This window comes from Klebsiella sp. Lac1, from assembly GCF_009825425.1.
Lineage (GTDB): Bacteria > Pseudomonadota > Gammaproteobacteria > Enterobacterales > Enterobacteriaceae > Klebsiella > Klebsiella electrica.
This window is the reverse complement of record NZ_VJZJ01000002.1, coordinates 627,710-653,735: the sequence shown is the minus strand read 5'-3', so window position 1 is coordinate 653,735 and position 26,026 is coordinate 627,710. Positions and strand designations below refer to the sequence as shown.

Sequence of the window (26,026 nt, the reverse complement as noted above, 5' to 3'; positions counted from 1 at the left end):
GTGCTGATTATTGAATCCCTGCCGCTGCTACGCCAGCATATTCGCCGTTTGCGCCAGGAAGGTAAGCGTATCGCGCTGGTTCCCACTATGGGCAACCTGCACGACGGTCATATGCAGCTGGTAGATACCGCAAAAGCCAGCGCCGATGTCGTGGTGGTCACTATTTTCGTCAACCCGATGCAGTTCGATCGTCCTGACGACCTGTCGCGCTATCCGCGTACCCTGCAGGATGATTGCGAAAAGCTGAACAAACGTAAGGTGGATTTTGTTTTCGCCCCCGCGCCGGCAGAGATCTATCCGCACGGCACCGAAAACCAGACCAGTGTGGATGTGCCGGGGCTGTCGACCATGCTTGAGGGCGCCAGTCGTCCAGGCCACTTTCGCGGCGTATCGACCATCGTCAGCAAGCTGTTTAACCTGGTGCAGCCAGACGTCGCCTGCTTTGGCGAGAAAGACTTCCAGCAGCTGGCGCTGATTCGTAAAATGGTTGCCGACATGGGTTACGATATTGAGATAATCGGCGTACCGATTATTCGTGCTAAAGATGGTTTAGCGCTGAGCTCGCGCAACGGCTACCTCACCACAGAGCAGCGTAAAATTGCGCCGGGCCTGTATAAAGTGCTGAGCGCCGTCGCCGACAAGCTCGCCGCCGGTGAACGTAACCTGGATGAAATCATTACCCTTGCCGGGCAGGAGCTGAACGAGAAAGGCTTCCGCGCCGACGATATCCAGATCCGGGATGCGGATACGCTGCTGGAGCTGACGGCAACCAGTCAACGTGCGGTGATCCTGATGGCCGCATGGTTGGGACAGGCGCGGTTGATCGATAACCACATCGTCGAGCTGGGTCAGTAGACAAGGGTTAAAAATCTGGCAATATTGCCGGACATTTACTCAAAGCGGATGTCATGTCCGCTTCGTATCATTAAGGTATAGACCCTGACTCATCCGCTTGCAGAGCGGCGGCAGGCAAGAGCATTACGGTCCCCCGGCAGGGAAAGTCGCTCGCCCGCCAGCCCCTGTACGCTGGAGCAGAACGGGAAGAAAGGTAGACATCATGATTCGTAATATGCTGCAGGGCAAACTCCACCGCGTAAAAGTCACGCAGGCCGACCTGCACTATGAAGGTTCCTGCGCCATTGACCAGGATTTTCTGGATGCCTCCGGTATTCTTGAAAACGAAGCGATCCACATCTGGAACGTGACCAATGGCAACCGCTTCTCCACCTATGCCATTGCCGCCGAACGTGGCTCGCGAATCATTTCGGTGAACGGCGCTGCCGCACACTGCGCCAGCGTGGGTGACATTCTGATTATTGCCAGCTTCGTCACCATGCCTGATGAAGAAGCCCGCCGCTGGCAGCCGAAAGTGGCCTATTTCGAAGGCGACAACGAAATGAAGCGCCAGGCAAAGGCCATTCCGGTGCAGGTTGCCTGATAGCCAATCGCTGACGGTGCACCGCCCAGGCGGAGCACCGTTTATTTATAATAGAATAGTCAGGATAAACATCTTTTAATTGCAGCTGTTACATAAACCACTATTGCCACGATGAATAGTGAAGCAATACAAAGCGACAGAAAGTAATACTTATCCCATATATCACCAGGTATAACTTCTGTATAGCGCCTGATCAGATAGTAGGTTTTGACTTCAGGCATAAATAAAAACAGCAGCACGAATACTACTGTATATAATAATGCTTCGCCAATCCATAATAGCGCGTATTGTATCGGTTTCATTAGTACACCTGTACGGTACCGAAAGCAGTTAATGACGCTGTTACCTGTATTGTTGGCGTATTAAGCAACGCAGCACGTAACAACATAAAATCAGATAGTCGAGGTAGGGTAATACAACCTTCACTAACCCCCTTATAACCTGCTGGATGAAGTCTGAAATGTCCTCTCTGTACTTCTCCCACCCATGTTAGATCGTCTATCATGCCATTGCCGCTGAACGTGGCTCGCGAATCATTTCGGTGCAGGTTGCCTGATAGCCAATCGCTGACGGTGCGCCGCCCAGGCGGGGCACCGTTTATTTATAATAGAACAGTCAGGCTAAACGTCTTTTAATTGCAGCCGTTACATAAACCACTATTGCCACGATGAATAGTGAAGCAATACAAAGAGCCAAAAAATAATACTTATCCCATGTAAAATCGGACATGAATCCTGTTAATTCTGTAATCAGTCTGTACATCTTTATTTCTGGTATCAGCACGTATAACAGGACAAACACAACTGTAAACAGCAATGCTTGCCCAAACCATAATAGTACGTATTGTATTGGCTTCATGAGAACACCTGTACGGTACCGAAAGCAGTTAATGACGCAACTTCCTGTATTGTGGGCGAATTAAATCAAATAACCATAAATGAAAAATGGACTTTATGCCAGACAACAAATTCTGAAAATAAATAAGATGTTCTCTGGAAAACCTTGTCAGGAATTTATTAGCGGGGTGGCCGGTTTCGTATCACCGACATCCTTTATCCCTGCGGCTGATTGCTGATCAACCGCGACATCGTCTCCAGCGAATCGGTCCGCAGAATATAGAGCCTTTTTAGTAAGAACGGGTTATCCCCCGGCGTCACCTTCCCTCTCACCGTGGTCACCGCCATATGAAAACCGGCGTCGTTCGCCGCCTTGATCGCCGTCGCGTTATAGCCGCCGAAGGGATAAGAAAGATAGAGCACATGCGGATTGAACTGCGAAAGCGCGCGCCGTGAATGCTCAAAATCAAACAGAATATTATGGTAGCTGCGACTCAACAAAATCGGATGGCGTAGCGCATCCACCCGGTGCAGGAAGTGCGTATGGGACTGTATATCAAAAACGTCCTGAATCTGCTTGAGCTCGGAAACGCTCATAAACTGCAGCGATTTCGGCTCCCACTTCTGCGGGTGGCGCTTGATACGCGATGAGATAATAAATGCCGTCGCGTGAAAGCCATACTGCTTCAGAATCGGGTACGCATAGCGGTTAACCGACTTCAGACCATCATCAAAGGTAATCACCACCGAGCGGGCCGGCAGATTGATTTTATTACGCAGATAGCCTTCCAGCTGATACATGGTCAGCGTGGTGTAGCCCCGATCGCGGAGCCAGGTCATCTGGTTGCTGAAGGCACGTACCGAAGTCGTGGTAGAGGTGTGGCGAAAACGGGTGTTCTCTTCATCGCGCAGAATGTGATGATAGGTCAGCATCGGAATACCGCGATCTTCCTGCGCGTCGAGGCTGCTGACCCACGCCAGCCGGTTACCAAGGCGAATTTGAAACCAGGTCTGGTTAAGGCGGTCTTTCAGCTTGCTGATAATGGGATAGCGCAGATTATTCGCCAGGGTGCCAAACGGTGCGCTGCCGACGGCAGGCGCATCGTACACCGGCGTATCTTTCCAGGTAAGCAGATTCTGGTTACTCAGCGGTTTATGCAAATCGCCAAGACTGTCTTCAACCCGCTGCTTGCCCTGCACCGGTTCGAGGTGGCCCTTATCGATAAAGCCGGTGCCGAAACCGAAGCTGAATTCATAATAATCGGCGGATGTCGGCACCACGGCGATAATTTGCCCGGCCCGAATGTTCCCCACGCTCACCACGTCATTGCCGATCTGCGCCCAGATAACCGCATCTTCCGTCGTCTGCATGTAGCGGGCGGGCATGCCCTGCTGGCTAAGCAGACTGGCTGAAGCGCTGAGTGATGTCAGTAAAAGGAGCAGGGCAAAAATTCGGGCAAACATGCAGGTCGGACCGCTAGAGAAATCAACCGCCATTGTAACAAAAGCGGCATCAATACCAATGCTTAATTCCCGAACGCATCATGACGCAGGCGAAAAGGCGGATTTTTTTGCTGCTGGTGCCAGAGGCTGCTGACGACCGGGCTTCCGCTGCTCACGATCGCATCGCGAAACGCTTCGCTGCTCAGGGTGTAGCGCAGAAGATACATGCGCTCCAGCAATGGATAGCTGATGCCGGAGATCACTTCACAGTGGGTATGTTTATGGCTCATCAGGGCCGCCACGCGATAGGGAGGCGCTCCGGTGTTATCGGTCAAAAAAATCACCCCATCGCCGCTGTCCGTGGCGTGCAACGCATCGCACATCATCCGGCTCAACATATTGCTGCTAAGATTACGCCAGTAATTTACCGCCCGACATTGCGCCAGCGGGCCAAACTTTTTTTCCAGACGATCCAGCAGCACTTCCGCCTTCTCATCATGACAGGTAATCACCCACCCCAACATAGACAGCCTCCTTAGCAGAGAAACACTGTAACAAAGGGGATGAAGCAGATGAGTGATGGCAGTCAAGATTAGCAGATAGCGCCTCGCCTGAAGGCCAGGCGCTATTCGCCGACGCGCGGTTAGCTGCGCAGACCGCGTCCACGCTGGATCAGATACCAGCACAGCGCGTAGAACAGAACAATAAAGACCACCAGCACGCCAAAAGTCGTAACCAGCGGAACATCGTTGATACCGAGGAATCCATAGCGGAAGCCGCTGATCATGTACACAATCGGATTAAGGTGCGACAGCGCCTGCCAGAAGGGCGGCAGTAGGGTCAGGGAGTAAAATACCCCACCGAGGTAGGTCAGCGGCGTCAGCACAAAGGTGGGGATCAGGCTGATATCATCAAAGGTTTTGGCAAAAACCGCGTTCAGCAAACCCGCCAGCGAAAAGAGGACCGCGGTCAGAATCAGCGTCAGCCCAACGAACAGCCAGGAATGCACCTGGAACGGCACGAAGAACAACGAGATCGCGGTAACCAGAATCCCTACGCACAGCCCGCGCGCAACCCCGCCGCCAACATAACCGGCGATAACCACGTGCGTCGGCACCGGCGCCACCAGCAGCTCTTCGATATTGCGCTGAAATTTCGCGCTGAAGAACGAGGAGGCCACGTTGGCATAGGCGTTGGTGATCACCGCCATCATGATCAGACCCGGCACAATAAACTGCATATAGGTAAAGCCATGCATTTCGCCGATCCGCGAGCCGATCAAATTGCCAAAGATGACAAAATAGAGGGTCATGGTGATCACTGGCGGCACCAGCGTCTGGATCCAGATACGCATAAAGCGGTGAATTTCCTTGGTCCAGATGCTTTTCAGCGCGATCCAATAAAGCTGCATCATGCTGATTCTCCTTTTCTGTCCTGCACCAGCGTGACAAACAACTCTTCCAGCCGGTTGGCTTTGTTACGCATACTTAACACCTGAACGCCCTGGGCACTCAGCTGGGCAAATACGCTGTTAATCCCCTGCTCGCGCAGCACTTCGACTTCCAGCGTGGAGGTATCCACCAGGCGATACTGGTAACCTTCCAGCGTCGGCAGCGGGCTTTTCGGCGCCAGATCGAGGATGAACGTTTCTGATTTCAACTTGGCAAGCAGCGCCTTCATCGAGGTGTTTTCCACCAGCTCTCCCCGTTGAATAATCCCGATATTGCGACACAGCATCTCCGCCTCTTCCAGATAATGGGTGGTCAGGATGATGGTGGTGCCTTTATCGTTCAAATCCTTGAGAAAACCCCACATCGAGCGGCGAAGTTCGATATCCACGCCCGCGGTGGGTTCATCGAGAATCAGCAGTTTAGGTTCATGCATCAGCGCGCGGGCGATCATCAGGCGTCGCTTCATCCCGCCGGAGAGCATCCTTGCGCGTTCGTTGCGTTTTTCCCACAGATCGAGCTGTTTTAAGTACTTTTCGCTGCGCAGAAGCGCTTCTTTATGCTCCACGCCGTAGTAGCCCGCCTGATGCACGACGATCTGCTGGACGGTTTCAAACGGGTTGAAGTTGAACTCCTGCGGCACCAGCCCGAGCTGACGCTTGGCGTTCACCACGTCCTTTTGCAGGTCGTAGCCAAAGACGTTGACCTCGCCGGAGGTTTTATTTACCAGCGAGCTGATAATGCCAATCGTGGTGGATTTCCCCGCCCCGTTAGGGCCGAGCAGCGCATAAAAATCCCCGGCTTCCACCTGCAGATCGATTCCCCGCAGCGCCTGAACCCCGCCGGGGTAGGTCTTGGTGAGCTGTTTTAATTCCAGAGCAATGGTCATTAAATATCTCTTCTCGTGTCATGACACGCGATGGGTTGTTTTAAATAAAGTGAGGTTAACCTATATTAGCCCAACGCACTTACTTGGTTACAGGCCGTAAACGTCCATGAATGATATAGATACACTCATCAGCAATAATGCACTATGGTCAAAAATGCTGGTGGAAGAAGACCCCGGTTTTTTCGCAAAATTGTCACAAGCGCAGAAGCCACGCTTTCTGTGGATTGGATGTTCTGATAGCCGTGTTCCTGCGGAACGGTTAACCGGCCTTGAGCCCGGTGAACTGTTTGTCCATCGTAACGTCGCCAATCTGGTGATTCATACCGACCTGAACTGTCTTTCCGTGGTGCAGTATGCCGTCGACGTGCTGGAAGTCGAGCATATCATCATCTGCGGCCACTATGGCTGCGGCGGCGTGCAGGCGGCGGTAGAAAACACCGAGCTGGGGCTTATCGACAACTGGCTGCTGCATATTCGCGATATCTGGTTCAAACACAGCTCGCTGCTGGGCGAAATGCCCGAAGAGCGCCGACTGGATACATTATGTGAACTGAACGTGATGGAGCAGGTTTATAACCTGGGCCACTCGACTATTATGCAGTCGGCGTGGAAACGGGGTCAGAAGGTCACCATCCACGGCTGGGCCTACGGTATCCATGACGGGATGTTACGCGATCTTGATGTGACCGCCGTCAGCCGTGAAACCCTTGAACAGCGCTACCGTCACGGGATTTCCAACCTCAAGAGCAAACACGCCAACCACAAGTAAGCCACCCGCTTGAGAAAACCCCGGCAGCGCGGCGCGCCATCGTCCGGGGTCGCATGAAACCTTACTCGTCCAGCAGTACCACTTTGCCGACGTACGGCAGATGACGGTAGCGCTGCGCGTAATCAATCCCGTAGCCGACCACGAACTCATCCGGGATGGCAAAACCAACAAACTCGACCGGCACGTTCACTTCACGACGGCTCGGCTTATCCAGCAGCGTACAAATAGCCAGAGATTTCGGCTCACGCAGGCTGAGAATTTCACGCACTTTAGACAGCGTGTTGCCGGAATCGATAATGTCTTCCACAATCAATACGTCTTTACCGCGAATGTCTTCATCCAGATCTTTCAGGATTTTCACGTCACGGGTCGTCGACATGCCGCTGCCGTAGCTGGAGGCGGTCATAAAATCGACTTCATGCGGCACCTGCACTTCACGGCACAGGTCGGCCATAAACATAAATGAGCCGCGCAGCAGCCCCACCAGCACCATTTCGCTGCCGCTGTCTTTGTAGCACTCGTTGATTTGACGACCCAGTTCGGCGATACGCGCTTTGATCTCGGCTTCCGGGATCATCACTTCTACAGTATGTTTCATTAAACTAACCATTTGATTCTTAATGTAAATCATCAATACCGCTGCGAATGCACCGACATTGACCGGCAAGCTATGCAGTATACCAGTAAAAAGAAATATGCGATGCAGGGAATAATAAAGCCCATTTTGTGATTCCGATCACACTTGTTAAATCCTATAATTAATTGCAATTAAAAATTAACAAACAACCGAGTGTCTTTCTATGGCAGAAACAAAGTCTCAACAATCACGGCTTCTCGTGACGCTGACAGCGCTCTTTGCAGCGTTCTGCGGCCTGTATCTTCTTATTGGCGGGGTATGGCTGGCGGCTCTTGGCGGCTCCTGGTACTACCCTATTGCTGGCCTGGTCATGCTGGCCGTCACCGTGATGCTGTTACAGGGCAAACGCGCAGCGCTCTGGCTGTATGCTGCGCTGCTTCTCGCCACCATGATCTGGGGCGTCTGGGAAGTCGGCTTTGACTTCTGGGCGCTTACGCCGCGTAGCGATATCCTGGTCTTCTTCGGCATCTGGCTTATTTTGCCTTTTGTCTGGCGTCGTCTGCCGATCCCATCGGGCGGCGCGGTCGCCGGTCTGATCGTTGCCCTGCTGATCAGCGGCGGCATCCTGACCTGGGCCGGTTTTAATGACCCGCAGGAAGTGAACGGTACCCTGAATGCCGATGCGACGCCTGCGGCGCCGATCTCCGCGGTTGCCGATAGCGACTGGCCGGCGTATGGCCGTAATCAGGAAGGTCAGCGTTATTCGCCGCTGAAGCAAATCAATGCCGATAACGTGAAAAACCTGAAGGAAGCCTGGGTGTTCCGCACCGGCGACCTGAAGCAGCCGAACGATCCGGGTGAAATCACCAACGAAGTGACGCCAATTAAAGTGGGGAACATGCTGTACCTGTGTACCGCCCACCAGCGTCTGTTTGCTCTTGATGCGGCTACCGGGAAAGAAAAATGGCACTTTGACCCGCAGCTGAACGCGGATCCGTCCTTCCAGCACGTCACCTGTCGCGGCGTCTCTTATCACGAAGCGAAAGCAGACAAGGCGCCGGCAGACGTCGTCGCCAACTGTCCGCGCCGGATTATCCTGCCGGTCAACGATGGTCGCCTGTTCGCGATTAACGCCGACAACGGCCAGCTGTGCGAATCCTTTGCCAACAAAGGTATTCTCAATCTGCAGACCAATATGCCGGTCACCACGCCGGGGATGTATGAACCAACGTCTCCGCCGATCGTGACCGATACCACCATTATCATTGCCGGCGCCGTGACCGATAACTTCTCAACGCGCGAACCGTCGGGCGTTATTCGCGGCTTTGACGTCAACACCGGTAAACTGCTGTGGGTCTTCGATCCGGGCGCGAAAGATCCGAACGCCATTCCGGATGATCAACATCATTTCACGCTGAACTCCCCGAACTCCTGGGCGCCTGCGGCCTATGATGCGAAGCTGGACCTCGTGTACCTGCCGATGGGCGTGACCACGCCGGATATCTGGGGCGGTAACCGTACGCCGGAACAGGAACGCTACGCCAGCTCTATCGTGGCGCTGAACGCGACCACCGGTAAACTGGCATGGAGCTATCAGACCGTTCACCACGATCTGTGGGACATGGATATGCCGTCTCAGCCTACGCTGGCGGATATCGACGTTAACGGTAAAACTGTTCCGGTCATCTACGCACCGGCCAAAACCGGTAATATCTTCGTTCTCGACCGTCGTAACGGCGAACTGGTTGTCCCGGCACCGGAAAAACCGGTTCCTCAGGGCGCAGCGAAAGGCGATTATGTCTCGAAAACTCAGCCATTCTCCGACCTGAGCTTCCGTCCGAAGAAAGATTTGACCGGCGCGGATATGTGGGGCGCCACCATGTTCGATCAGCTGGTGTGCCGCGTTATCTTCCACCAGCTGCGTTATGAAGGCATCTTCACCCCGCCGTCAGAACAAGGCACGCTGGTCTTCCCGGGTAACCTGGGAATGTTTGAATGGGGCGGGATTTCCGTTGATCCGAACCGTCAGGTGGCCATCGCCAACCCAATGGCGCTGCCGTTTGTATCGAAACTGATCCCACGCGGCCCGGGCAACCCGATGGAGCCGCCAAAAGACGCGAAAGGTTCCGGTACCGAATCCGGCATACAGCCGCAGTATGGCGTACCGTTCGGCGTGACCCTCAACGCCTTCCTGTCGCCGTTTGGCCTGCCGTGCAAACAGCCGGCCTGGGGTTACATCTCCGCGCTGGATCTGAAAACCAACGAAGTGGTATGGAAAAAACGTATCGGTACGCCGCAGGATAGCCTGCCGTTCCCGATGCCGGTTCAGCTGCCGTTTAACCTCGGTATGCCGATGCTTGGTGGCCCAATCTCCACCGCGGGCAACGTGCTGTTTATTGGCGCTACCGCCGATAACTACCTGCGTGCCTACAACATGAGCAACGGGGAAAAACTGTGGCAGGCCCGTCTGCCGGCAGGCGGCCAGGCGACGCCGATGACCTATGAAGTGAATGGCAAACAGTATGTGGTCATCGCCGCAGGCGGCCACGGCTCGTTTGGCACGAAGATGGGTGACTATATCGTCGCCTATGCGCTGCCTGATGAGGCGCAATAAGCCCAGGTAAAACGCGGTAACAAAACAGAAGGCCCGGTGAACACCGGGCCTCTTTATTATGCGGGCAGAATATCCCCGGCGGGGAAAAACCTACACCGTAAAGCCGAGCATCATGCCGGTATCTTCATGTTCCAGCAGGTGGCAGTGCGCCATATAGGCATGCATTTTCGACGCCCCGTGATCGAACTTCACCAGCACTTCACTAACGCCCCCCTCAACCCGGACGGTATCTTTCCAGCCTGAACGATGCGCGGCAGGCGCAGCGCCATTTTCCGACAGAATACGGAACTGGGTGCCGTGAATATGGAACGGGTGCAGCATCATGTCGCCTTTGCCGGAAATCACCCAGCGCTCAAACTGCCCTTTCGCCGCGGCGAACAGCGGGGTATTCATATCAAAGGCCTGGCCATTGATCCGGTTAGCATTATGGAAATCGAAACCGTCGGCACCGTGGTTCATCTGTCCCATGCCGCCGTGGTTCATGTTCCCCATATCGCCATGATTCATCTGCCCCTTGGCGCTCATGTTGCCCATCATGCCGTGACCCATATTGCCGTGATCCATCATGCTACCGTGGTTCATGCCGGACATCGCCCGATCACCATATTTTTGCATCAGCGCCTGCATTCCCATCATGTCCAGCATCGGATCCATCGACAGCTGGAGCGTGCGCTGTGTCAGCCCCTCCAGCGACGGCAGCGCCGGCATGCTGACCAAAGAATCCGGCAGTGTGCCGGATGCCTGGATAGTCAGCGGCTGGATGCGCAGGACCGGCTGCGGGGTGTCGAACGGCACGATCGCCATCCCCATTTGACTCACCGGCAAGGTGAGCAGATCGAAGGCTTTACCGTCGCGGGTATCCACCAGCACTTCAAAGCGCTCCCCCATTAACACCGGCAGCTCGCTGACTTTCACCGGTTCGGCAAGCAGTCCGCCGTCGCTGGCGATAACGTACATCGACCGGTTATCGCTGGTGGCGAAATTCAGCGAGCGGGCGTTACAGCCGTTCAGTAAACGTAAGCGCAGCCAGCCGCGCGGCGCGGCATGTTCAGGGTAGAGCGCCCCGTTTGCCAGCAAGGTATCGCCAAACCAGCCGACCGCCGCGCTCATGATGTCGAGCTGATAATCGATCTCGCCGGCGGCGGTAAAACGCTTATCCTGCACAATCACCGGTACATCATCGATCCCCCACTGCCTGGGCAACAGCAACCGCTCGCTTTCCTCATCAGAAATCAGCACCAGCCCCGCCAGCCCCATCGCCACCTGACGACCGGTTTTTCCATGCTGGTGCGGGTGGAACCAGCAGGTGGCGGCCCGCTGGCTGGGGGTAAAGTTCACGCTGCGGGAGGCGCCTGGCGCGATGATCCCCTGCGGACCGCCGTCGATCTCACCCGGCACCTCCAGCCCATGCCAGTGTACGGTGGTCTCTTCGGCCAGGCGATTATGGATATCCACGGTCACCGCCTCCCCTTTTTTGAGCTTCAGCGCCGGCCCCAACAGATTGCCGTTATAGCCCCAGGTGGTCGCCTGATGCGGACCAAACTGCGTTTTTCCGGCCTGGATCGTTAATGTGATGCGATTACGTGCGTCGGCGGTCAGAAGATCGGGCACCGGCAGAGCCGGGCGGCTGGCGGCGAAAACCGAGCGGCTCCACAGCGGCAGCGCGCTGAATACGCTGGCCGCCGCGGTTAATTTGATAAATTCACGACGTTGCATTTTCACATCCTTTTTATTCTGCTGGTGAACTTTTGAGCTTAAACCTTCCACCAGCAGGAAGGTCAAGCAGAAGAGTAAGAATAAAGCTCTACGTAGTGTAAAGAAGTATGCTAACGTTGAGCGTCCGTGATTCAATGGTAGAGAAAATGAAGACGCTTTTCAGAACAATAGTGCTCGGCAGCCTGCTTGCTCTATCCGCCAATAGCTATGCGTTAAGTGAGTCCGAAGCGGAAGATATGGCTGATTTAACGGCGGTATTTGTCTTTCTGAAAAACGACTGCGGTTACCAGAATCTGCCGAATACCCAAATTCGTCGCGCGCTGGTCTTTTTTGCTCAACAGAACCAATGGGATCTGAGCAACTACGACAGCTTCAATATGAAGGCGCTCGGTGAAGATAGCTACCGCGACCTCAGCGGTATCAAAATCCCCACGACGAAAAAATGCAAGGCGTTGGCCCGCGATTCGCTGAGCCTGCTCGCTTACGTGAAATAGTCCACCCGCCGGGCCCGAACACAATCCCGCCGCCTGTATAAGGTGGCATGGTCTTCCCGTCCCGCCATTCCTGCCATGCAGCCTGCCGCCATGCGAACGGCTGAAATATCCACCGTGCATCATCATCCAGAGTTGGCTATGATGTTGCGCTCGTTTTTCGAGCGTACCGGATGTTCACAATGGAGGAACCCGCCTGTGGCTGATAACAATCTGTGGCATGAAACGCTGCACGACCATTTTGGTCAGTATTTTGCGGTTGATAAGGTGCTGTATCACGAAAAGACCGATCACCAGGATTTGATCATTTTTGAGAATGCAGCCTTTGGCCGCGTGATGGCGCTGGACGGGGTGGTACAAACCAGCGAACGCGATGAGTTTATCTATCATGAGATGATGACCCATGTCCCGCTGATGGCCCACGGCCAGGCGAAACATGTGCTGATCATCGGCGGCGGTGACGGCGCGATGCTGCGAGAAGTGTCTCGTCACAGCACCATCGAAACCATCACTATGGTCGAAATCGACGCTGGCGTGGTCTCGTTCTGCCGCCAGTATCTGCCAAATCATAACGCGGGCGCTTATGACGATCCGCGCTTTACGCTGGTGATTGACGATGGCGTCAATTTTGTTAACCAGACCACGCAAACGTTTGATGTGATAATCTCCGACTGCACCGACCCTATCGGTCCCGGCGAGAGCCTGTTCACCTCGGCCTTTTACGAAGGCTGCAAGCGCTGCCTGAACCCCGGCGGTATTTTTGTCGCCCAGAACGGCGTCTGCTTCCTGCAACAGGATGAAGCGATCGACAGCCACCGCAAACTCGGCCACTATTTCAGCGATGTCAGCTTCTATCAGGCCGCGATTCCGACCTACTATGGCGGCATTATGACCTTCGCGTGGGCGACCGATAATGCTGCCCTGCGCGACCTGTCCAATGAAATTATCCAGGCGCGTTTTCACAAAGCGAACCTGAAGTGCCGTTACTATAATCCGGCCATTCACAAGGCGGCCTTTGCCCTACCGCAATATTTACAGGATGCGCTGTCCGCCAGCGATCCTCAGTAAGGGGGTGAACTAAATTGAAAAAACTGAAGCTGCACGGCTTTAACAACCTGACCAAGAGCCTGAGTTTTTGTATTTACGATATCTGCTACGCCAAAACGGCAGAGGAGCGCGATGGCTACATCGCCTATATCGATGAACTCTATAACGCCAACCGTCTGACCGAGATTTTGTCAGAGACCTGCTCGATCATCGGTGCCAACATTCTGAACATTGCCCGCCAGGATTATGAACCTCAGGGGGCCAGCGTCACGATTCTGGTCAGTGAAGAACCGGTTGATCCGCAGCTTATCGACCAGACCGAACGCCCGGGCCCGCTCCCGGAAGCCGTTGTCGCCCATCTCGACAAGAGCCATATTTGCGTGCACACCTACCCGGAAAGCCATCCCGAGGGCGGGCTGTGCACCTTCCGTGCTGATATCGAAGTCTCCACCTGTGGGGTTATTTCACCGCTTAATGCGTTGAATTATCTCATCCATCAGCTGGAATCTGACATTGTCACTATTGATTATCGCGTCCGCGGTTTTACCCGTGATATCAATGGCATGAAGCACTTTATTGACCATGAAATCAATTCCATTCAGAACTTTATGTCCGAGGACATCAAAGCGCTGTATGACATGGTAGACGTCAACGTCTACCAGGAAAATATCTTCCACACCAAAATGCTGCTGAAAGAGTTCGATCTGAAGCACTACATGTTCCACACCAGGCCCGAAGACCTCAGCGCAGAAGAGCGCAAGTCCATCACCAGTCTACTGTGGAAAGAGATGCGAGAAATTTACTACGCCCGCAACATTCCGCATATCTGAGAAACGCAGACAGGGCTACGGCAGTGGCCCTGTCTGGTTATGCCAGGTGAAGCCGGCAAGGCAGGTTGGCGAGCGCCTCCTGCGCCTGGGTCGCCAGGCCGCGATCGGTGACGATATCCGTCAGACTGGCAAGCGGGGTGACGCAAAACAGCGACCAGGAGCCATATTTGCTGCTGTCCGCTAACAGCACCCGGCGGCTCGCATTCAGCGCCAGATCCTGCTTGAGCCCCGCCTTCTCTTCCGTCGGCGTGGTAATCCCCTTCTCCAGACTCCATGAATTACAGCTAATAAATGCGATATCCGGGTAGATACCGCGCAGCAGTTTACGACCGTGATCGCCAATGCATGACTGGCTGCTGTCATCGATGCGACCGCCGATGATGGTCACCTCGATCTGCTTAAACTCCGAGAGAAACAGGGCGATGCGTAAATCGGAGGTAATTACGCGCAGCGGCAGCGAAGTCAGGTTACGCGCCAGCTCCAGCATCGTCGTCCCGGCATCCAGCACGACCGAATCGCCGGCTTTAATCATCGACAGGGCCAGTTGGGCAATCGCGCTCTTTTCCTGGGGATGCAGCAGCTGCTTTTCATTGGTCGTCGGCTGGGCCGGGATAAAGCGGTTAAGCGCCACGCCGCCGTGGCTGCGATTAATCACGCCCTGCTCATCCAGCTTAATCAGATCGCGACGTATGGTCGCGGGCGAAGCGTCAATAGCGGTAACCAGTTGTTCAACGGTGACCAGATTATGGCCTTTCAGATAGTCCAGAATCTGGTCTAAGCGATTTTGTGACTTCATATCCCTTTCATCTTTCACGTTGTAAGCCGACAGCCACGCCAGCGCTTAACCGGCGCGGGTAACCGCCTCAGGCACTGCGGACTGCCGCCTTGTGCAACCTGAATGAATCCGGATAACAGTCTATAAATTAAGCAAGCTGAGCGGCTAGCTGGATAGAAATCGCCATGCTCTCAGACTTAGCTTTACCTGTCCAGGCAATATCAAACGCGGTGCCATGATCCGCTGAGGTGCGGATAAACGGCAGCCCGGCGGTGATATTAACGCCATCATAGAAGCCAAGCAGCTTCAACGGAATATGCCCCTGGTCGTGATACATCGCCACCACCATATCGTACTGCCCTTCCCAGGCCTGCAGAAAGACGGTATCCGGCGGGCAAGGGCCATAAACGGCCACGCCCTGCTGCTGCATCTGCGCAATCGCCGGGCCGACAATGTTGATCTCCTCATCGCCAAAAAGACCGTTTTCACCAGCATGAGGATTAACGCCGGCGACCGCGATACGCGGGGAGCTGACCCCCACGCGCCGTAAGAAAGTGTCGGCAAGCGAGATAACCGTTTTAATACGCTCGTCGTTCAGCGTATCGAGGAACTTACGCAGCGCAATATGCGTCGAAACGTGTATGACCTTCAGCTTGTCGGTATACAGCACCATCGCATAATCACGGCTGTCCGTCAGGCGGGCCAGCAGTTCGGTATGGCCCGGATACATGTGCCCCGCCAGATGAAGCGCCTCTTTATTCAGCGGCGCGGTCGCAATGGCGGAAACCTCTCCCGCCAGCGCCATTTCGGTGGCCCGCTTAACGCAGCGGTACGCCAGATCGCCAGCCTGAGCCTGCACCTTTCCCGGTATAAGCCTGGCCGGGTCTTTCAGCGGTTCGTCAATGACGTTAACGATCCCCGGCGCAAAGCGCGCCTGGGAAACCTGCTTGATCGGACGTAATTCTACGGGCGGCGTGACGCCGGACGCCTGCAGACGCTGTAGCGTCTGTAAACATCCCACCACCACTGCCGGCGTGCCGGAAAGCGCGCCTTCGGCCAGAGATTTGATAATGATTTCGGGCCCGATGCCTGCCGGGTCGCCCATCGTGACGGCAATTACGTTATTTGTCACTGTACAGCTCCTCAATAAAATAAAGTGCATCCCGAAGCGTGGCTTCGCCGCCAAATCCGCCGGCTTTGGTGATCACCGGTAGATCGTCAATTTCGCTGTTCACCAGCGTTCCGCAGGGCACGCAGGGCGCCACTTCGCCGGCGATACGATAACCTTCAGCCCCGAGCGCTCTCGCCACGGCGATGGCAATATCTCCGCCCGTGAGGAACAGCCCTCCGATTTGCGCCCGGTTGATGACGGCGAGCGTGATACCGCCTAGTGCTGAGCTAATGCTGTCTCCTAGCTGCTGGCGTGAAAGCTGGTAGCGTTCGCACAGCGTCTCAATCATCCCGCGCGCATCGGCGTCGCGGCAGGTTCTCAGCACACAATGCTGACGGTCGCGCAAAATAGCGCTGGCCTGGCGGACTATCTTTTCCTTTATGCTATCGCTGTCCGTTTGTAGCAGCGCCTCAACATCAATATCGACAATCCCCAGCGCCCTCTCTTTCGCCGCAAACACAATCTGCTGCCGGGTTGCCTCACTCATCGAACCGGCAACCACCAGCACCGGCAGCTGCAGCCGTGGACTGAGGTAACACTCTGCCGGCAGCGCGTTAGCAAAACCCGCCGCGCCAACGAGTAAGTAACGCTGGTTAAGCCCAGCCACCGCCTGCGCCAGCAGAGCCAAATCGCCATCGTTTTCGGCATCAACGACCACAATCCCGCCGTCGCTCTCACCGATACGCTGGAGTTCGGCGCCTGAGCCACCGCCACGTACCGTCGCCAGATCCAGCTCATAAACCGGACAGGTGGTCTGTAATTCAAGCAATGTCTTGATATGGGAAGAGATAATCGGTGTTTTGGGATCGCTGGCAAATTCTGTTTCGACGAGCGGTACGCCATGCACCAGACACTGCCCGTTCCTCGTCACCCGGCCCGCCGCGGGAATCGCTGCCGCCACGATGGCCAGCCTGGCACCACTGGCCTGCATTGCCGCCTCGACCTCCGCGCCGACGTTACCGCGGAACGTCGAATCTATCTTTTTGTATACCAGCGGTGAATTGTCCCGCTCGCAAAACCAGGGCGCGACGACCGCGCCCACCTTCTCTGCCGCCTGAGCCGGCTCCAACGCCCTGCTTTCGGTATTTATCACCAGCACATCAGCCTGACGTGACGCTTGCTGCCGCTCATTGAACATGACCTCAGTACGCGCGCCCTTTTTGGCCAGCTGGACTCCTGTATCATTTGCTCCGGTAAAATCATCTGCGATAACAATCATCTTCATTATGGTTTCTCCCCGAGGACTACCTTCGCCTGCTGCTGGTTACGTTTCGCCACCCACGACGTCAGCGCTGGCGTTAAGAGGGCGGTCACAATCACCGACGTGGCCACCAGCGGCGTTGCCACCGCCACGATCTCGCCCAGCGCGGGATCCGCCTGGGCAATGGCCATCGGCGTGGCAACGGCGTTACCCGCGGTGCTGGAAGCCGCTGCACCGGCAATACCAGTGCCGCCCAGCAGACGATCGACTTTAATATTGAAGAAACCGCCTACCAGAGTGGTCAGCACGCCCAGCAGGATCCCGGCAAGCCCGCCCTTCAGCAGCATGGACAGGTCGATTCCGGCGCCTAGCGCAAAAGCAAAGAACGGGATCAGCAGCGGGCCGCCCTTCGTGAGGAATTCACGCATCTGCACATCCAGATTGCCGAGCAGCATGCCGATAAGCATGGGGATCAGCACCACCACGATCGACATCAGCGGAATATTAGCCATACCCGCCGCGCCCAGAGCGATCATCGTCAGTATCGGGCCATCGCTCAGCGACATCAGCGGCGTAGCCCCCACCTCATTCTCGCTGCCAAACTCGCCGGCCAGTGCGGCATACAGGCCGCCATTCGTGTTGCTCATCGCGGCAATAATGGCGACGGAGGAGAGCCCCCACAGACCGTCGACGCCAAAAAACGTCTCGACGGTAAATCCAAGCGCCACCGCCACAACAAATTTAGTGAAGGTAATACCGCCGCCAATCAACAGAGATTTAGGGGCGGCTTTTATATGGATACCCGCCCCCATGCAGAGTAAAAACGCCCCGATAAGCGGCGCGGCGCCGTTCTTAAATAATGCCGTGGTAAAGCCCCCGACCTGCAGCGCCTCGGGGGCGAAAGTATTGAGCATAGCCCCCAGCACAAGCGGGACGACCATCATCCCTCCCGGGATTTTTTCTATTGTCGCTTTAATTTTCACATCGCCCTCCTGGTTGATTTAATATAATCACAAATGATTATATTAAATCAAATAAAAGAAAAATAAGGCTCAGATCGCAGTTCCAGGCCAATATTAAGCCGTTTAATGATTATTTGATTAAATGTAATCAAGAAGGGTAGTGCGGGCAGCGCCTGAAAGAGCGCTGCCGGGGAGTTAGCGGTCTTGTAAGAAGCGACGGTAGGCGGCAACGACCTGTAAAAAATCCTCAACGCCGCACAAAGAGAGGCTTTCTTCGTCGTAGTAGCTCATGCCCTCTTCTATTTCATCACCTGAAATCTCCAGCTGGTTAGCGCGAATCATCACCTCTTCGCCATCCAGCCATAGCGTGTATTCATGTCCGGCACGCTGCCAGGAACGCTCGCTGCCTTGTACGGTACGCGCGGCCTGTTCCACTTCGTCCAGCAGGGCGAGGTTATCTTTCACCTCTTCGTTAAACCAGTGCCCTACCACCTCGTGGCCCATCGACATTCGCACCTTTACCACTCCGGTAATATCGCGCAGAAATTCGTAATCCATAGTGTCTTCCTCTGCAAGGGCAATGCGTCACCGCTACATTGTACCCATAGGGTAATTATCGCAGTACCGGGGAAGAAAAAAAGCCGGGCGGATGAAGGATTGGAAATAAAAATGCCCGGTGATGCAATGTTCACCGGGCACTGGAGAGTTTACAGGCAATTCGTCAGGCGAGCTGACGCCTCACCTTAGACCGCCGTCTGGAAAATAACCCCATCAGCTTTATCGGTATACTGTTCCAGCTGGTTGAAGTTCAGGTAGCGATAGGTGTCCGCCGCGGTCTCATCCACCTGCGCGACGAAGGTCTGGTACTCTTCCGGCGTCGGCAGTTTGCCAAGCAGAGAAGCGACCGCAGCCAGTTCCGCAGAGGCCAGATAAACGTTAGCGCCGGTCCCTAAACGGTTCGGGAAGTTACGGGTCGAAGTGGACACCACCGTCGCACCGTCCGCCACGCGCGCCTGGTTACCCATACACAGGGAACAGCCAGGGATTTCGATACGCGCACCGCTCTTACCAAACACGCTGTAGTAGCCTTCTTCCGTCAGCTGCGCCGCATCCATACGGGTTGGCGGAGCCACCCACAGACGAGTCGGCAGCTGGCCTTTATGGCTGTCCAGCAGTTTACCCGCCGCACGGAAGTGACCGATGTTGGTCATGCAGGAACCGATGAACACTTCGTCGATCTTCTCACCCTGTACGTCGGACAGCAGACGCGCATCGTCCGGATCGTTCGGCGCACACAGAATAGGCTCTTTGATATCCGCCAGATCGATGTCGATCACCGCCGCGTATTCCGCGTCAGCGTCGGCTTCCAGCAACTGCGGATCCGCCAGCCATTTTTCCATCCCCTGGATACGACGTTCCAGGGTACGACGATCGCCGTAGCCTTCGGCAATCATCCACTTCAGCAGGACGATGTTGGAGTTGAGATACTCAACGATCGGCTCCTGATTCAGCTTAATGGTACAGCCGGCAGCAGAACGTTCTGCGGAAGCATCGGTCAGCTCAAACGCCTGCTCCACCTTCAAATCCGGCAGACCTTCGATTTCCAGGATGCGGCCAGAGAAGATGTTTTTCTTCCCTTTCTTCTCAACGGTCAGCAGCCCCTGCTTAATTGCATACAGCGGGATCGCATGGACCAGATCGCGCAGGGTGATCCCCGGCTGCATCTTACCTTTGAAGCGAACCAGCACGGATTCCGGCATATCCAGCGGCATCACGCCGGTCGCGGCGGCAAACGCCACCAGACCAGAGCCCGCCGGGAAGGAGATACCAATCGGGAAACGGGTATGGGAGTCACCACCGGTACCGACGGTATCCGGCAGCAGCATACGGTTCAGCCACGAGTGGATAACGCCATCGCCCGGACGCAGAGAGACACCGCCACGGTTCATAATGAAGTCTGGCAGCGTATGGTGAGTGGTGACGTCAACCGGCTTCGGATAGGCCGCAGTGTGACAGAAGGACTGCATCACCAGGTCGGCGGAGAAACCAAGGCACGCCAGGTCTTTCAGTTCATCACGGGTCATCGGACCGGTGGTGTCCTGGGAGCCCACGGAAGTCATCTTCGGTTCGCAGTAAGCGCCCGGACGAATACCGGCTACGCCGCAGGCACGACCGACCATTTTCTGCGCCAGCGAGTAGCCGCGGCTGCTTTCTGCCACGTCTTTTGCCTGACGGAAGACGTCGCTATGCGGCAGACCCAGCGCTTCACGCGCTTTGGTGGTCAGGCCGCGACCGATGATCAGCGGAATACGGCCGCCGGCGCGGACTTCATCAACCAGCACATCGGTTTTCAGCCCGAAGCTTGCCAGCAGCTCGTTAGTTTCGTGGTTACGCACTTCGCCTTTGAACGGGTAAACGTCAATCACGTCGCCCATATTCAGGTTGTTCACGTCCACTTCAATTGGCAGCGCGCCCGCATCTTCCATGGTATTGAAGAAAATCGGTGCGATTTTGCCGCCCAGGCACAGGCCGCCGCCGCGCTTGTTCGGCACGTTCGGAATATCGTCGCCCATAAACCACAGCACCGAGTTGGTGGCGGATTTACGCGAAGAACCGGTACCCACCACGTCACCGACGTAGGCCAACGGGAAACCTTTTTGCTGAAGCGCTTCAATTTGCTTGATCGGGCCCACGGAACCCGGCTGATCCGGTTCGATACCTTCGCGGGCATTTTTCAGCATCGCCAGCGCGTGCAGCGGGATATCCGGGCGGGACCAGGCATCCGGCGCCGGAGAGAGATCATCGGTGTTGGTTTCGCCGGTCACTTTGAAGACGGTGACGGTGATTTTCTCAGCCAGCGGCGGACGGTTCAGGAACCACTCGGCGTCAGCCCACGATTTCATCACCTGTTTAGCGTACTCGTTACCCGCTTTGGCTTTCTCTTCGACGTCGTAGAAGTTATCGAACATCAGCAGGGTATGGGACAGCGCTTTGGCGGCGATCGGCGCCAGTTTAGCATCGTCCAGCGCATCGATCAGCGGGTGAATGTTGTAACCGCCCTGCATGGTGCCCAGCAGTTCAACGGCTTTTTCAGGGGTAACCAGTGGGGAGGTTGCTTCGCCTTTGGCGACAGCGGCAAGGAATCCGGCTTTAACATAGGCGGCTTCGTCGACGCCCGGCGGTACACGGTTGATTAACAGGTCTAACAGGAATTCTTCTTCACCCGCAGGCGGGTTCTTCAGCAGTTCTACCAGCGCGGCCATTTGGGTTGCATCTAAGGGTTTGGCAACAATCCCAACGGCTGCACGCTCAGCTACGTGCTTACGGTATTCTTCTAGCACGACGGTTCTCCTCGCTCTCATTGTAAAATGCGGTAGGCGATTCTCTTCACGCTCCTGTGAGACAGCAGTTTGTAGGGTAAATGCCCGATACCGCGTCGGCAGCATAGCAGGATTTCAGCGAGGTGTTAATCTGTTTACAAAAAAGCAACATTAAAATTTAGCTGAATCGTTAAGGGCAGGATTTTACAGGCTTTAGGTACATTTCCCGGGATATAAATTTCAGGCCGCTGCCGATAGCTGACCAGGATTCCGGAAAAAATCAGCCGCTTCATCCCCTCGTACGGCTGGCACGCCCTTGCAGGAGAAAAGGCATAAAAACATGCCCGGCGCCTCGTCCTGCGCCGGACATCTGAGACGCTGAAACAGTGTTTAGCCCTGATGCGGCATCAGCTGCGGATAGCCCCTGAAGGCCGGCTTGCTGCTGCTTAATGCCGCCTCATCCTGGTGAATACTGCCAGAGTTCGCCGCCCACACGCCTTCCGGGGTTTTGCTGATCGCCTGATGCTGTGCATTCAGGTTCTGCCCCATGGCGGCGATATGGGTATTTTCCGTGCCGCCGCTGTTGTCGGCCCACGGAATGGCAGGATCTGCGGCGCAAGCCGCCCCGGAAGCCAGGGTGGCGGCTAACAGGGCTGTTGTTAAAACGAGTTTCATGACACACCTCACCATATAGTTAACCACCTATAAGTTTACGACGTAATTATTACCAGGGTATCTATAAGGTGTGGCGATTTATTAACGCAGACACAGTTCTGAACATCGGGCATAAAAAAAGCGGCTCTCAGAGCCGCTTTTGCATTTTGCCGGAAAGAAAAACTTACTTTTTCTTCGCTTTCGGGTTCGGCAGATCGGTGATGCTACCTTCGAAGACTTCTGCCGCCAGGCCAACGGACTCGTGCAGAGTCGGGTGGGCGTGGATGGTCAGCGCGATGTCTTCTGCGTCACAACCCATTTCGATAGCCAGACCGATTTCACCCAGCAGCTCGCCGCCGTTGGTGCCGACAATCGCGCCGCCGATAACACGGTGGCTCTCTTTGTCGAAGATCAGTTTGGTCATACCGTCTGCGCAATCAGAAGCGATCGCACGGCCAGAGGCTGCCCACGGGAAGGTGGCAGTTTCGTAGCTGATGCCTTTCTCTTTCGCTTCTTTCTCGGTCAGACCAACCCAGGCAACTTCTGGCTCGGTGTAGGCGATGGACGGGATCACTTTCGGGTCGAAGTAGTGCTTCAGACCGGAGATAACTTCGGCGGCAACGTGACCTTCGTGAACGCCTTTGTGCGCCAGCATCGGCTGACCGACGATATCGCCGATAGCGAAGATGTGCGGCACGTTGGTACGCAGCTGCTTGTCAACACGGATAAAGCCGCGCTCGTCAACTTCAACGCCCGCTTTGCCTGCGTCGAGGTTTTTACCGTTCGGTACGCGGCCGATAGCCACCAGCACCGCGTCATAACGCTGTGCTTCCGCTGGGGCTTTTTTGCCTTCCATGGAAACATAGATACCGTCTTCTTTTGCTTCAACGGCAGTCACTTTGGTTTCCAGCATCAGGTTGAATTTCTTGCTGATGCGTTTGGTGAAGACTTTCACCACGTCTTTGTCGGCAGCCGGGATAACCTGGTCGAACATCTCAACCACATCGATCTCTGAACCCAGCGCATGGTACACGGTACCCATTTCCAGACCGATGATACCGCCACCCATAACCAGCATACGCTTCGGTACGGATTTCAGCTCCAGCGCATCGGTAGAATCCCATACGCGCGGATCTTCGTGCGGAATGAACGGCAGCTGAATCGGACGGGAACCCGCCGCGATGATCGCATTGTCGAAGTTAATCACGGTTTTACCGTTTTCGCCTTCCACTTCCAGGGTGTTAGCGCCGGTGAATTTACCCAGGCCGTTAACCACCTTCACTTTACGACCTTTGGCCATGCCAGCCAGACCACCGGTCAGCTGAGTGATGACTTTTTCTTTCCAGGTGCGGATCTTGTCAATGTCGGTTTTCGGTTCGCCGAAAACGATGCCGTGCTCGGCCAGCGCTTTCGCTTCTTCGATAACTTTAGCAACGTGCAGCAGCGCTTTAGAAGGGATACAGCCGACGTTCAGGCAAACACCGCCGAGGGTGCTGTAACGTTCTACGATGACGGTCTCCAGACCTAAATCAGCGCAACGGAAGGCAGCAGAATAGCCTGCAGGACCTGCCCCAAGTACCACGACCTGAGTTTTAATTTCAGTACTCATCATGACCTCTGTAGTTTGTATCCGGCGGGTCTGACGCTATTGTTATACACTTCATCCTTCAAGCCGCCTCTGCGTTGGCTGCGCTCGCTCACCCCGGTCACGTACCGCTTGTACGCTCCTGGGATTCACTCCCTTGCCGCCTTGACGCAACTCGAATTATTTTGTGTAAATTACGCCCATGTCCACCGGGACGTTCTATCCGCCTGCATTTTACAAAATTGTTAACAATTTTGAAACAACAAACGGCAAACGATTTTGTCCTTTGTTGCTGATAACCCCGAAACGAAAACAAGATTACCAGAAAAAAGCCGGCCGTCAGGCCGGCTTTTCGCTTACATCACCAGGCGGCGAATATCGCTCAGCATGTTGTTGATGATGGTGATAAAGCGCGCACCATCAGCACCATCGATCACGCGGTGGTCGAAGGACAGAGAGATAGGCATCATCAGACGCGGTACAAACTCTTTACCATTCCACACCGGTTCCATCGCGGATTTAGACACCCCGAGGATGGCTACTTCCGGCGCGTTGACAATCGGCGCGAAGTGGGTTGTCCCCAGGCCGCCGATGCTGGAGATGGTGAAGCAACCGCCCTGCATTTCGCCAGCCGTCAGCTTACCATCACGCGCTTTCTTAGAGATAACCGTCAGTTCGCGAGACAGCTCGGTAATGCTCTTCTTGTTCACATCTTTAAAGACCGGAACAACCAGACCATTCGGCGTATCAACCGCCACACCGATGTTGATGTATTTCTTCAGCGTCAGACGCTGTGCATCTTCGGACAGCGAGCTGTTGAAGCGCGGCATCTGCTCAAGCGCAGCGGCAACGGCTTTCATGATGAAGACCACCGGGGTGAATTTCACGTCCAGTTTGCGCTTCTCAGCTTCAGCATTCTGCTGCTTACGGAAGGCTTCCAGATCGGTGATATCAGTTTTATCGAAGTGCGTAACGTGCGGGATCATCACCCAGTTACGGCTCAGGTTCGCACCAGAGATTTTCTGGATACGGCCCAGCTCAACTTCTTCCACTTCACCAAACTTGCTGAAGTCCACTTTCGGCCACGGCAGCATGCCCGGCAGACCACCACCGGCGGCAGCGGCAGGCGCTGCTTCGGCGCGTTTCACCGCCTCTTTCACGTAAGCCTGAACGTCTTCGCGCAGGATGCGGCCTTTACGACCGGAACCTTTCACTTTCGCCAGGTTAACGCCGAATTCGCGCGCCAGACGACGAATCAGCGGCGTTGCATGAACGTAAGCGTCGTTTTCTGTGAACTCAGATTTGCCTTCCGCTTTCGCCGCAGGGGCAGCAGCCGGTTTAGCCTTCTCCGCCGGTGCAGCAGCAGGTGCCGGTGCAGCAGCCGGAGCGGCGGCAGGCGCAGCGCCTTCCACTTCGAAGACCATAATCAGAGAACCGGTAGAGACTTTATCGCCGGTGCTGATTTTGATTTCTTTTACCGTACCCGCGAACGGCGCCGGGACTTCCATGGAAGCCTTGTCGCCTTCAACGGTGATCAGTGACTGTTCAGCGGCAACTTTATCGCCCACTTTCACCATCACTTCGGTGACTTCGACTTCATCACCACCGATGTCAGGAACATGAACGTCTTTCGCGCCAGCAGCAGCGGCTGGTGCCGCAGCGGCGGCCGGAGCCGCAGCCTGGGCCGGAGCCGCAGCTGGTGCTGCGCCCGCCACTTCGAAGACCATGATCAGCGACCCGGTAGAAACTTTGTCGCCGGTGTTGATTTTGATCTCTTTCACGGTGCCCGCGAACGGCGCCGGAACTTCCATAGAAGCTTTATCGCCTTCTACGGTGATCAGGGACTGTTCAGCGGCAACGGTGTCGCCCACTTTGACCATGATCTCGGTGACTTCAACTTCGTCGCCGCCGATGTCCGGTACGTGAACGTCTTTTGCCGCCGCTGCAGCAGGTGCTGCTGCCGGAGCGGCTTCTTTCTTCTCTTCTGCCTTAGCAGGTGCAGCAGCTGCTGCACCGTCGGCGGAATCGAAAATCATGATCAGTTTGCCGGTCTCGGTTTTATCGCCAACAGAGACTTTGATCTCTTTAACGATACCTGCCTGAGGAGACGGCACTTCCATAGAGGCTTTGTCGCCTTCTACGGTGATCAGCGACTGTTCAGCTTCAACCTTGTCGCCCACTTTGACCAGGATCTCGGTGATTTCAACTTCATCAGCCCCGATGTCCGGTACTTTGATTTCGATAGCCATTATTCTTTTAC

The 26,026-nt window shown here is 55.2% G+C and carries 24 protein-coding genes; 7 read left to right on the top strand and 17 right to left on the bottom strand.

Annotated elements, in window-relative coordinates; all coding sequences use genetic code 11:
* A complete protein-coding gene (gene panC / locus FNY10_RS18495; RefSeq protein ID WP_131049256.1) occupies positions 1-855 on the top strand; it encodes a pantoate--beta-alanine ligase in 855 nt (284 codons plus the stop codon).
* 202 nt (positions 856-1,057) lie between these two features.
* Positions 1,058-1,438: an aspartate 1-decarboxylase gene (gene panD / locus FNY10_RS18490; RefSeq protein ID WP_004858002.1), complete on the top strand. Its 381-nt coding sequence runs from the start codon at positions 1,058-1,060 to the stop codon at positions 1,436-1,438.
* A 59-nt stretch (positions 1,439-1,497) separates the two neighbouring features.
* Here the strand turns inward: panD and FNY10_RS18485 are convergent, their stop codons facing one another.
* From FNY10_RS18485 to FNY10_RS18460, 6 genes are all read right to left on the bottom strand, one after another.
* Positions 1,498-1,740: a hypothetical protein gene (locus FNY10_RS18485; protein ID WP_131049255.1), complete on the bottom strand. Its 243-nt coding sequence runs from the start codon at positions 1,738-1,740 to the stop codon at positions 1,498-1,500.
* Positions 1,740-1,985, bottom strand: coding sequence for a tlde1 domain-containing protein (locus FNY10_RS18480; protein WP_227699453.1), 246 nt, complete (start codon positions 1,983-1,985; stop codon positions 1,740-1,742). Before FNY10_RS18480 ends, FNY10_RS18485 begins: the two co-directional genes overlap by 1 nt.
* A gap of 505 nt (positions 1,986-2,490) precedes the next feature.
* Positions 2,491-3,738 carry a polysaccharide deacetylase family protein gene (locus FNY10_RS18475; RefSeq protein ID WP_100682659.1) on the bottom strand — a complete coding sequence of 416 codons (1,248 nt, stop codon included), beginning with the start codon at positions 3,736-3,738 and terminating at the stop codon, positions 2,491-2,493.
* A 62-nt stretch (positions 3,739-3,800) separates the two neighbouring features.
* Positions 3,801-4,241, bottom strand: a complete 441-nt coding sequence (locus tag FNY10_RS18470; RefSeq protein ID WP_141965309.1) for a PTS sugar transporter subunit IIA — start codon at positions 4,239-4,241, stop codon at positions 3,801-3,803.
* A gap of 119 nt (positions 4,242-4,360) precedes the next feature.
* The gene (locus tag FNY10_RS18465) at positions 4,361-5,131 is read right to left on the bottom strand and encodes an ABC transporter permease (RefSeq protein WP_100682526.1); all 771 of its coding nucleotides are present in this window, start codon (positions 5,129-5,131) and stop codon (positions 4,361-4,363) included.
* Positions 5,128-6,054, bottom strand: coding sequence for an ABC transporter ATP-binding protein (locus FNY10_RS18460; protein WP_100682527.1), 927 nt, complete (start codon positions 6,052-6,054; stop codon positions 5,128-5,130). Before FNY10_RS18460 ends, FNY10_RS18465 begins: the two co-directional genes overlap by 4 nt.
* Before the next feature lie 106 nt (positions 6,055-6,160).
* Between FNY10_RS18460 and can the strand changes: the two genes are divergently transcribed.
* Positions 6,161-6,823, top strand: coding sequence for a carbonate dehydratase (gene can / locus FNY10_RS18455; RefSeq protein ID WP_100682528.1), 663 nt, complete (start codon positions 6,161-6,163; stop codon positions 6,821-6,823).
* Between the two features lie 61 nt (positions 6,824-6,884).
* Here the strand turns inward: can and hpt are convergent, their stop codons facing one another.
* On the bottom strand, positions 6,885-7,421 hold the full coding sequence (gene hpt / locus FNY10_RS18450; RefSeq protein WP_015585135.1) for a hypoxanthine phosphoribosyltransferase: 537 nt from the start codon (positions 7,419-7,421) through the stop codon (positions 6,885-6,887).
* Positions 7,422-7,623: 202 nt separating this feature from the next.
* Between hpt and FNY10_RS18445 the strand changes: the two genes are divergently transcribed.
* A complete protein-coding gene (locus FNY10_RS18445; RefSeq protein ID WP_131049251.1) occupies positions 7,624-10,014 on the top strand; it encodes a glucose/quinate/shikimate family membrane-bound PQQ-dependent dehydrogenase in 2,391 nt (796 codons plus the stop codon).
* A gap of 90 nt (positions 10,015-10,104) precedes the next feature.
* Here FNY10_RS18445 and cueO read toward each other — a convergent pair whose 3' ends face one another.
* Complete coding sequence (gene cueO, locus FNY10_RS18440; RefSeq protein ID WP_160702298.1) at positions 10,105-11,730, bottom strand: multicopper oxidase CueO; 1,626 nt, start codon at positions 11,728-11,730, stop codon at positions 10,105-10,107.
* Positions 11,731-11,876: 146 nt separating this feature from the next.
* On the opposite strand from cueO, the gene FNY10_RS18435 reads away from it, so the two are divergent.
* The 3 genes from FNY10_RS18435 (at position 11,877) to speD (ending at position 14,098) form a co-directional block, all read left to right on the top strand.
* A complete protein-coding gene (locus FNY10_RS18435; protein WP_015585138.1) occupies positions 11,877-12,224 on the top strand; it encodes a YacC family pilotin-like protein in 348 nt (115 codons plus the stop codon).
* 195 nt (positions 12,225-12,419) lie between these two features.
* The gene (speE, locus tag FNY10_RS18430) at positions 12,420-13,289 is read left to right on the top strand and encodes a polyamine aminopropyltransferase (RefSeq protein WP_160702300.1); all 870 of its coding nucleotides are present in this window, start codon (positions 12,420-12,422) and stop codon (positions 13,287-13,289) included.
* Between the two features lie 14 nt (positions 13,290-13,303).
* Positions 13,304-14,098: an adenosylmethionine decarboxylase gene (speD, locus tag FNY10_RS18425; protein WP_100682532.1), complete on the top strand. Its 795-nt coding sequence runs from the start codon at positions 13,304-13,306 to the stop codon at positions 14,096-14,098.
* Positions 14,099-14,135: 37 nt separating this feature from the next.
* On the opposite strand, the gene FNY10_RS18420 is transcribed toward speD, so the two are convergent.
* From FNY10_RS18420 to aceF, 9 genes are all read right to left on the bottom strand, one after another.
* A complete protein-coding gene (locus FNY10_RS18420; RefSeq protein WP_160702302.1) occupies positions 14,136-14,894 on the bottom strand; it encodes a DeoR/GlpR family DNA-binding transcription regulator in 759 nt (252 codons plus the stop codon).
* Between the two features lie 127 nt (positions 14,895-15,021).
* Positions 15,022-16,035, bottom strand: a complete 1,014-nt coding sequence (locus FNY10_RS18415) for a D-threonate 4-phosphate dehydrogenase (RefSeq protein WP_160702304.1) — start codon at positions 16,033-16,035, stop codon at positions 15,022-15,024.
* The gene (dtnK, locus tag FNY10_RS18410) at positions 15,995-17,269 is read right to left on the bottom strand and encodes a D-threonate kinase (RefSeq protein WP_160702306.1); all 1,275 of its coding nucleotides are present in this window, start codon (positions 17,267-17,269) and stop codon (positions 15,995-15,997) included. The genes FNY10_RS18415 and dtnK overlap by 41 nt, the downstream gene beginning before the upstream one ends.
* The gene (locus FNY10_RS18405; protein WP_100682536.1) at positions 17,269-18,228 is read right to left on the bottom strand and encodes a 2-keto-3-deoxygluconate permease; all 960 of its coding nucleotides are present in this window, start codon (positions 18,226-18,228) and stop codon (positions 17,269-17,271) included. Before FNY10_RS18405 ends, dtnK begins: the two co-directional genes overlap by 1 nt.
* Positions 18,229-18,402: 174 nt before the next feature.
* Positions 18,403-18,765, bottom strand: a complete 363-nt coding sequence (gene yacL, locus FNY10_RS18400) for a protein YacL (RefSeq protein ID WP_100682537.1) — start codon at positions 18,763-18,765, stop codon at positions 18,403-18,405.
* 185 nt (positions 18,766-18,950) lie between these two features.
* Positions 18,951-21,548, bottom strand: coding sequence for a bifunctional aconitate hydratase 2/2-methylisocitrate dehydratase (gene acnB / locus FNY10_RS18395; RefSeq protein WP_131049246.1), 2,598 nt, complete (start codon positions 21,546-21,548; stop codon positions 18,951-18,953).
* Positions 21,549-21,917: 369 nt separating this feature from the next.
* Positions 21,918-22,202, bottom strand: a complete 285-nt coding sequence (locus FNY10_RS18390) for a hypothetical protein (RefSeq protein ID WP_160702308.1) — start codon at positions 22,200-22,202, stop codon at positions 21,918-21,920.
* Positions 22,203-22,365: 163 nt separating this feature from the next.
* On the bottom strand, positions 22,366-23,790 hold the full coding sequence (gene lpdA / locus FNY10_RS18385; protein ID WP_100682540.1) for a dihydrolipoyl dehydrogenase: 1,425 nt from the start codon (positions 23,788-23,790) through the stop codon (positions 22,366-22,368).
* A gap of 332 nt (positions 23,791-24,122) precedes the next feature.
* Positions 24,123-26,015, bottom strand: a complete 1,893-nt coding sequence (gene aceF, locus FNY10_RS18380) for a pyruvate dehydrogenase complex dihydrolipoyllysine-residue acetyltransferase (RefSeq protein WP_160702310.1) — start codon at positions 26,013-26,015, stop codon at positions 24,123-24,125.
* Positions 26,016-26,026 lie beyond the last annotated feature (11 nt).

What these genes read in the sequence shown, in the direction of transcription:
- panD (WP_004858002.1), top strand. Translation starts at nt 1,058, where the DNA reads ATGATTCGTAATATGCTGCAGGGCAAACTCCACCGCGTAAAAGTCACG.
- FNY10_RS18485 (WP_131049255.1), bottom strand. Translation starts at nt 1,740, where the DNA reads ATGAAACCGATACAATACGCGCTATTATGGATTGGCGAAGCATTATTA.
- FNY10_RS18475 (WP_100682659.1), bottom strand. Translation starts at nt 3,738, where the DNA reads ATGTTTGCCCGAATTTTTGCCCTGCTCCTTTTACTGACATCACTCAGC.
- FNY10_RS18470 (WP_141965309.1), bottom strand. Translation starts at nt 4,241, where the DNA reads ATGTTGGGGTGGGTGATTACCTGTCATGATGAGAAGGCGGAAGTGCTG.
- FNY10_RS18465 (WP_100682526.1), bottom strand. Translation starts at nt 5,131, where the DNA reads ATGATGCAGCTTTATTGGATCGCGCTGAAAAGCATCTGGACCAAGGAA.
- FNY10_RS18460 (WP_100682527.1), bottom strand. Translation starts at nt 6,054, where the DNA reads ATGACCATTGCTCTGGAATTAAAACAGCTCACCAAGACCTACCCCGGC.
- can (WP_100682528.1), top strand. Translation starts at nt 6,161, where the DNA reads ATGAATGATATAGATACACTCATCAGCAATAATGCACTATGGTCAAAA.
- hpt (WP_015585135.1), bottom strand. Translation starts at nt 7,421, where the DNA reads ATGAAACATACTGTAGAAGTGATGATCCCGGAAGCCGAGATCAAAGCG.
- FNY10_RS18445 (WP_131049251.1), top strand. Translation starts at nt 7,624, where the DNA reads ATGGCAGAAACAAAGTCTCAACAATCACGGCTTCTCGTGACGCTGACA.
- cueO (WP_160702298.1), bottom strand. Translation starts at nt 11,730, where the DNA reads ATGCAACGTCGTGAATTTATCAAATTAACCGCGGCGGCCAGCGTATTC.
- FNY10_RS18435 (WP_015585138.1), top strand. Translation starts at nt 11,877, where the DNA reads ATGAAGACGCTTTTCAGAACAATAGTGCTCGGCAGCCTGCTTGCTCTA.
- FNY10_RS18420 (WP_160702302.1), bottom strand. Translation starts at nt 14,894, where the DNA reads ATGAAGTCACAAAATCGCTTAGACCAGATTCTGGACTATCTGAAAGGC.
- FNY10_RS18415 (WP_160702304.1), bottom strand. Translation starts at nt 16,035, where the DNA reads ATGCACTTTATTTTATTGAGGAGCTGTACAGTGACAAATAACGTAATT.
- dtnK (WP_160702306.1), bottom strand. Translation starts at nt 17,269, where the DNA reads ATGAAGATGATTGTTATCGCAGATGATTTTACCGGAGCAAATGATACA.
- yacL (WP_100682537.1), bottom strand. Translation starts at nt 18,765, where the DNA reads ATGGATTACGAATTTCTGCGCGATATTACCGGAGTGGTAAAGGTGCGA.
- FNY10_RS18390 (WP_160702308.1), bottom strand. Translation starts at nt 22,202, where the DNA reads ATGAAACTCGTTTTAACAACAGCCCTGTTAGCCGCCACCCTGGCTTCC.
- lpdA (WP_100682540.1), bottom strand. Translation starts at nt 23,790, where the DNA reads ATGAGTACTGAAATTAAAACTCAGGTCGTGGTACTTGGGGCAGGTCCT.
- aceF (WP_160702310.1), bottom strand. Translation starts at nt 26,015, where the DNA reads ATGGCTATCGAAATCAAAGTACCGGACATCGGGGCTGATGAAGTTGAA.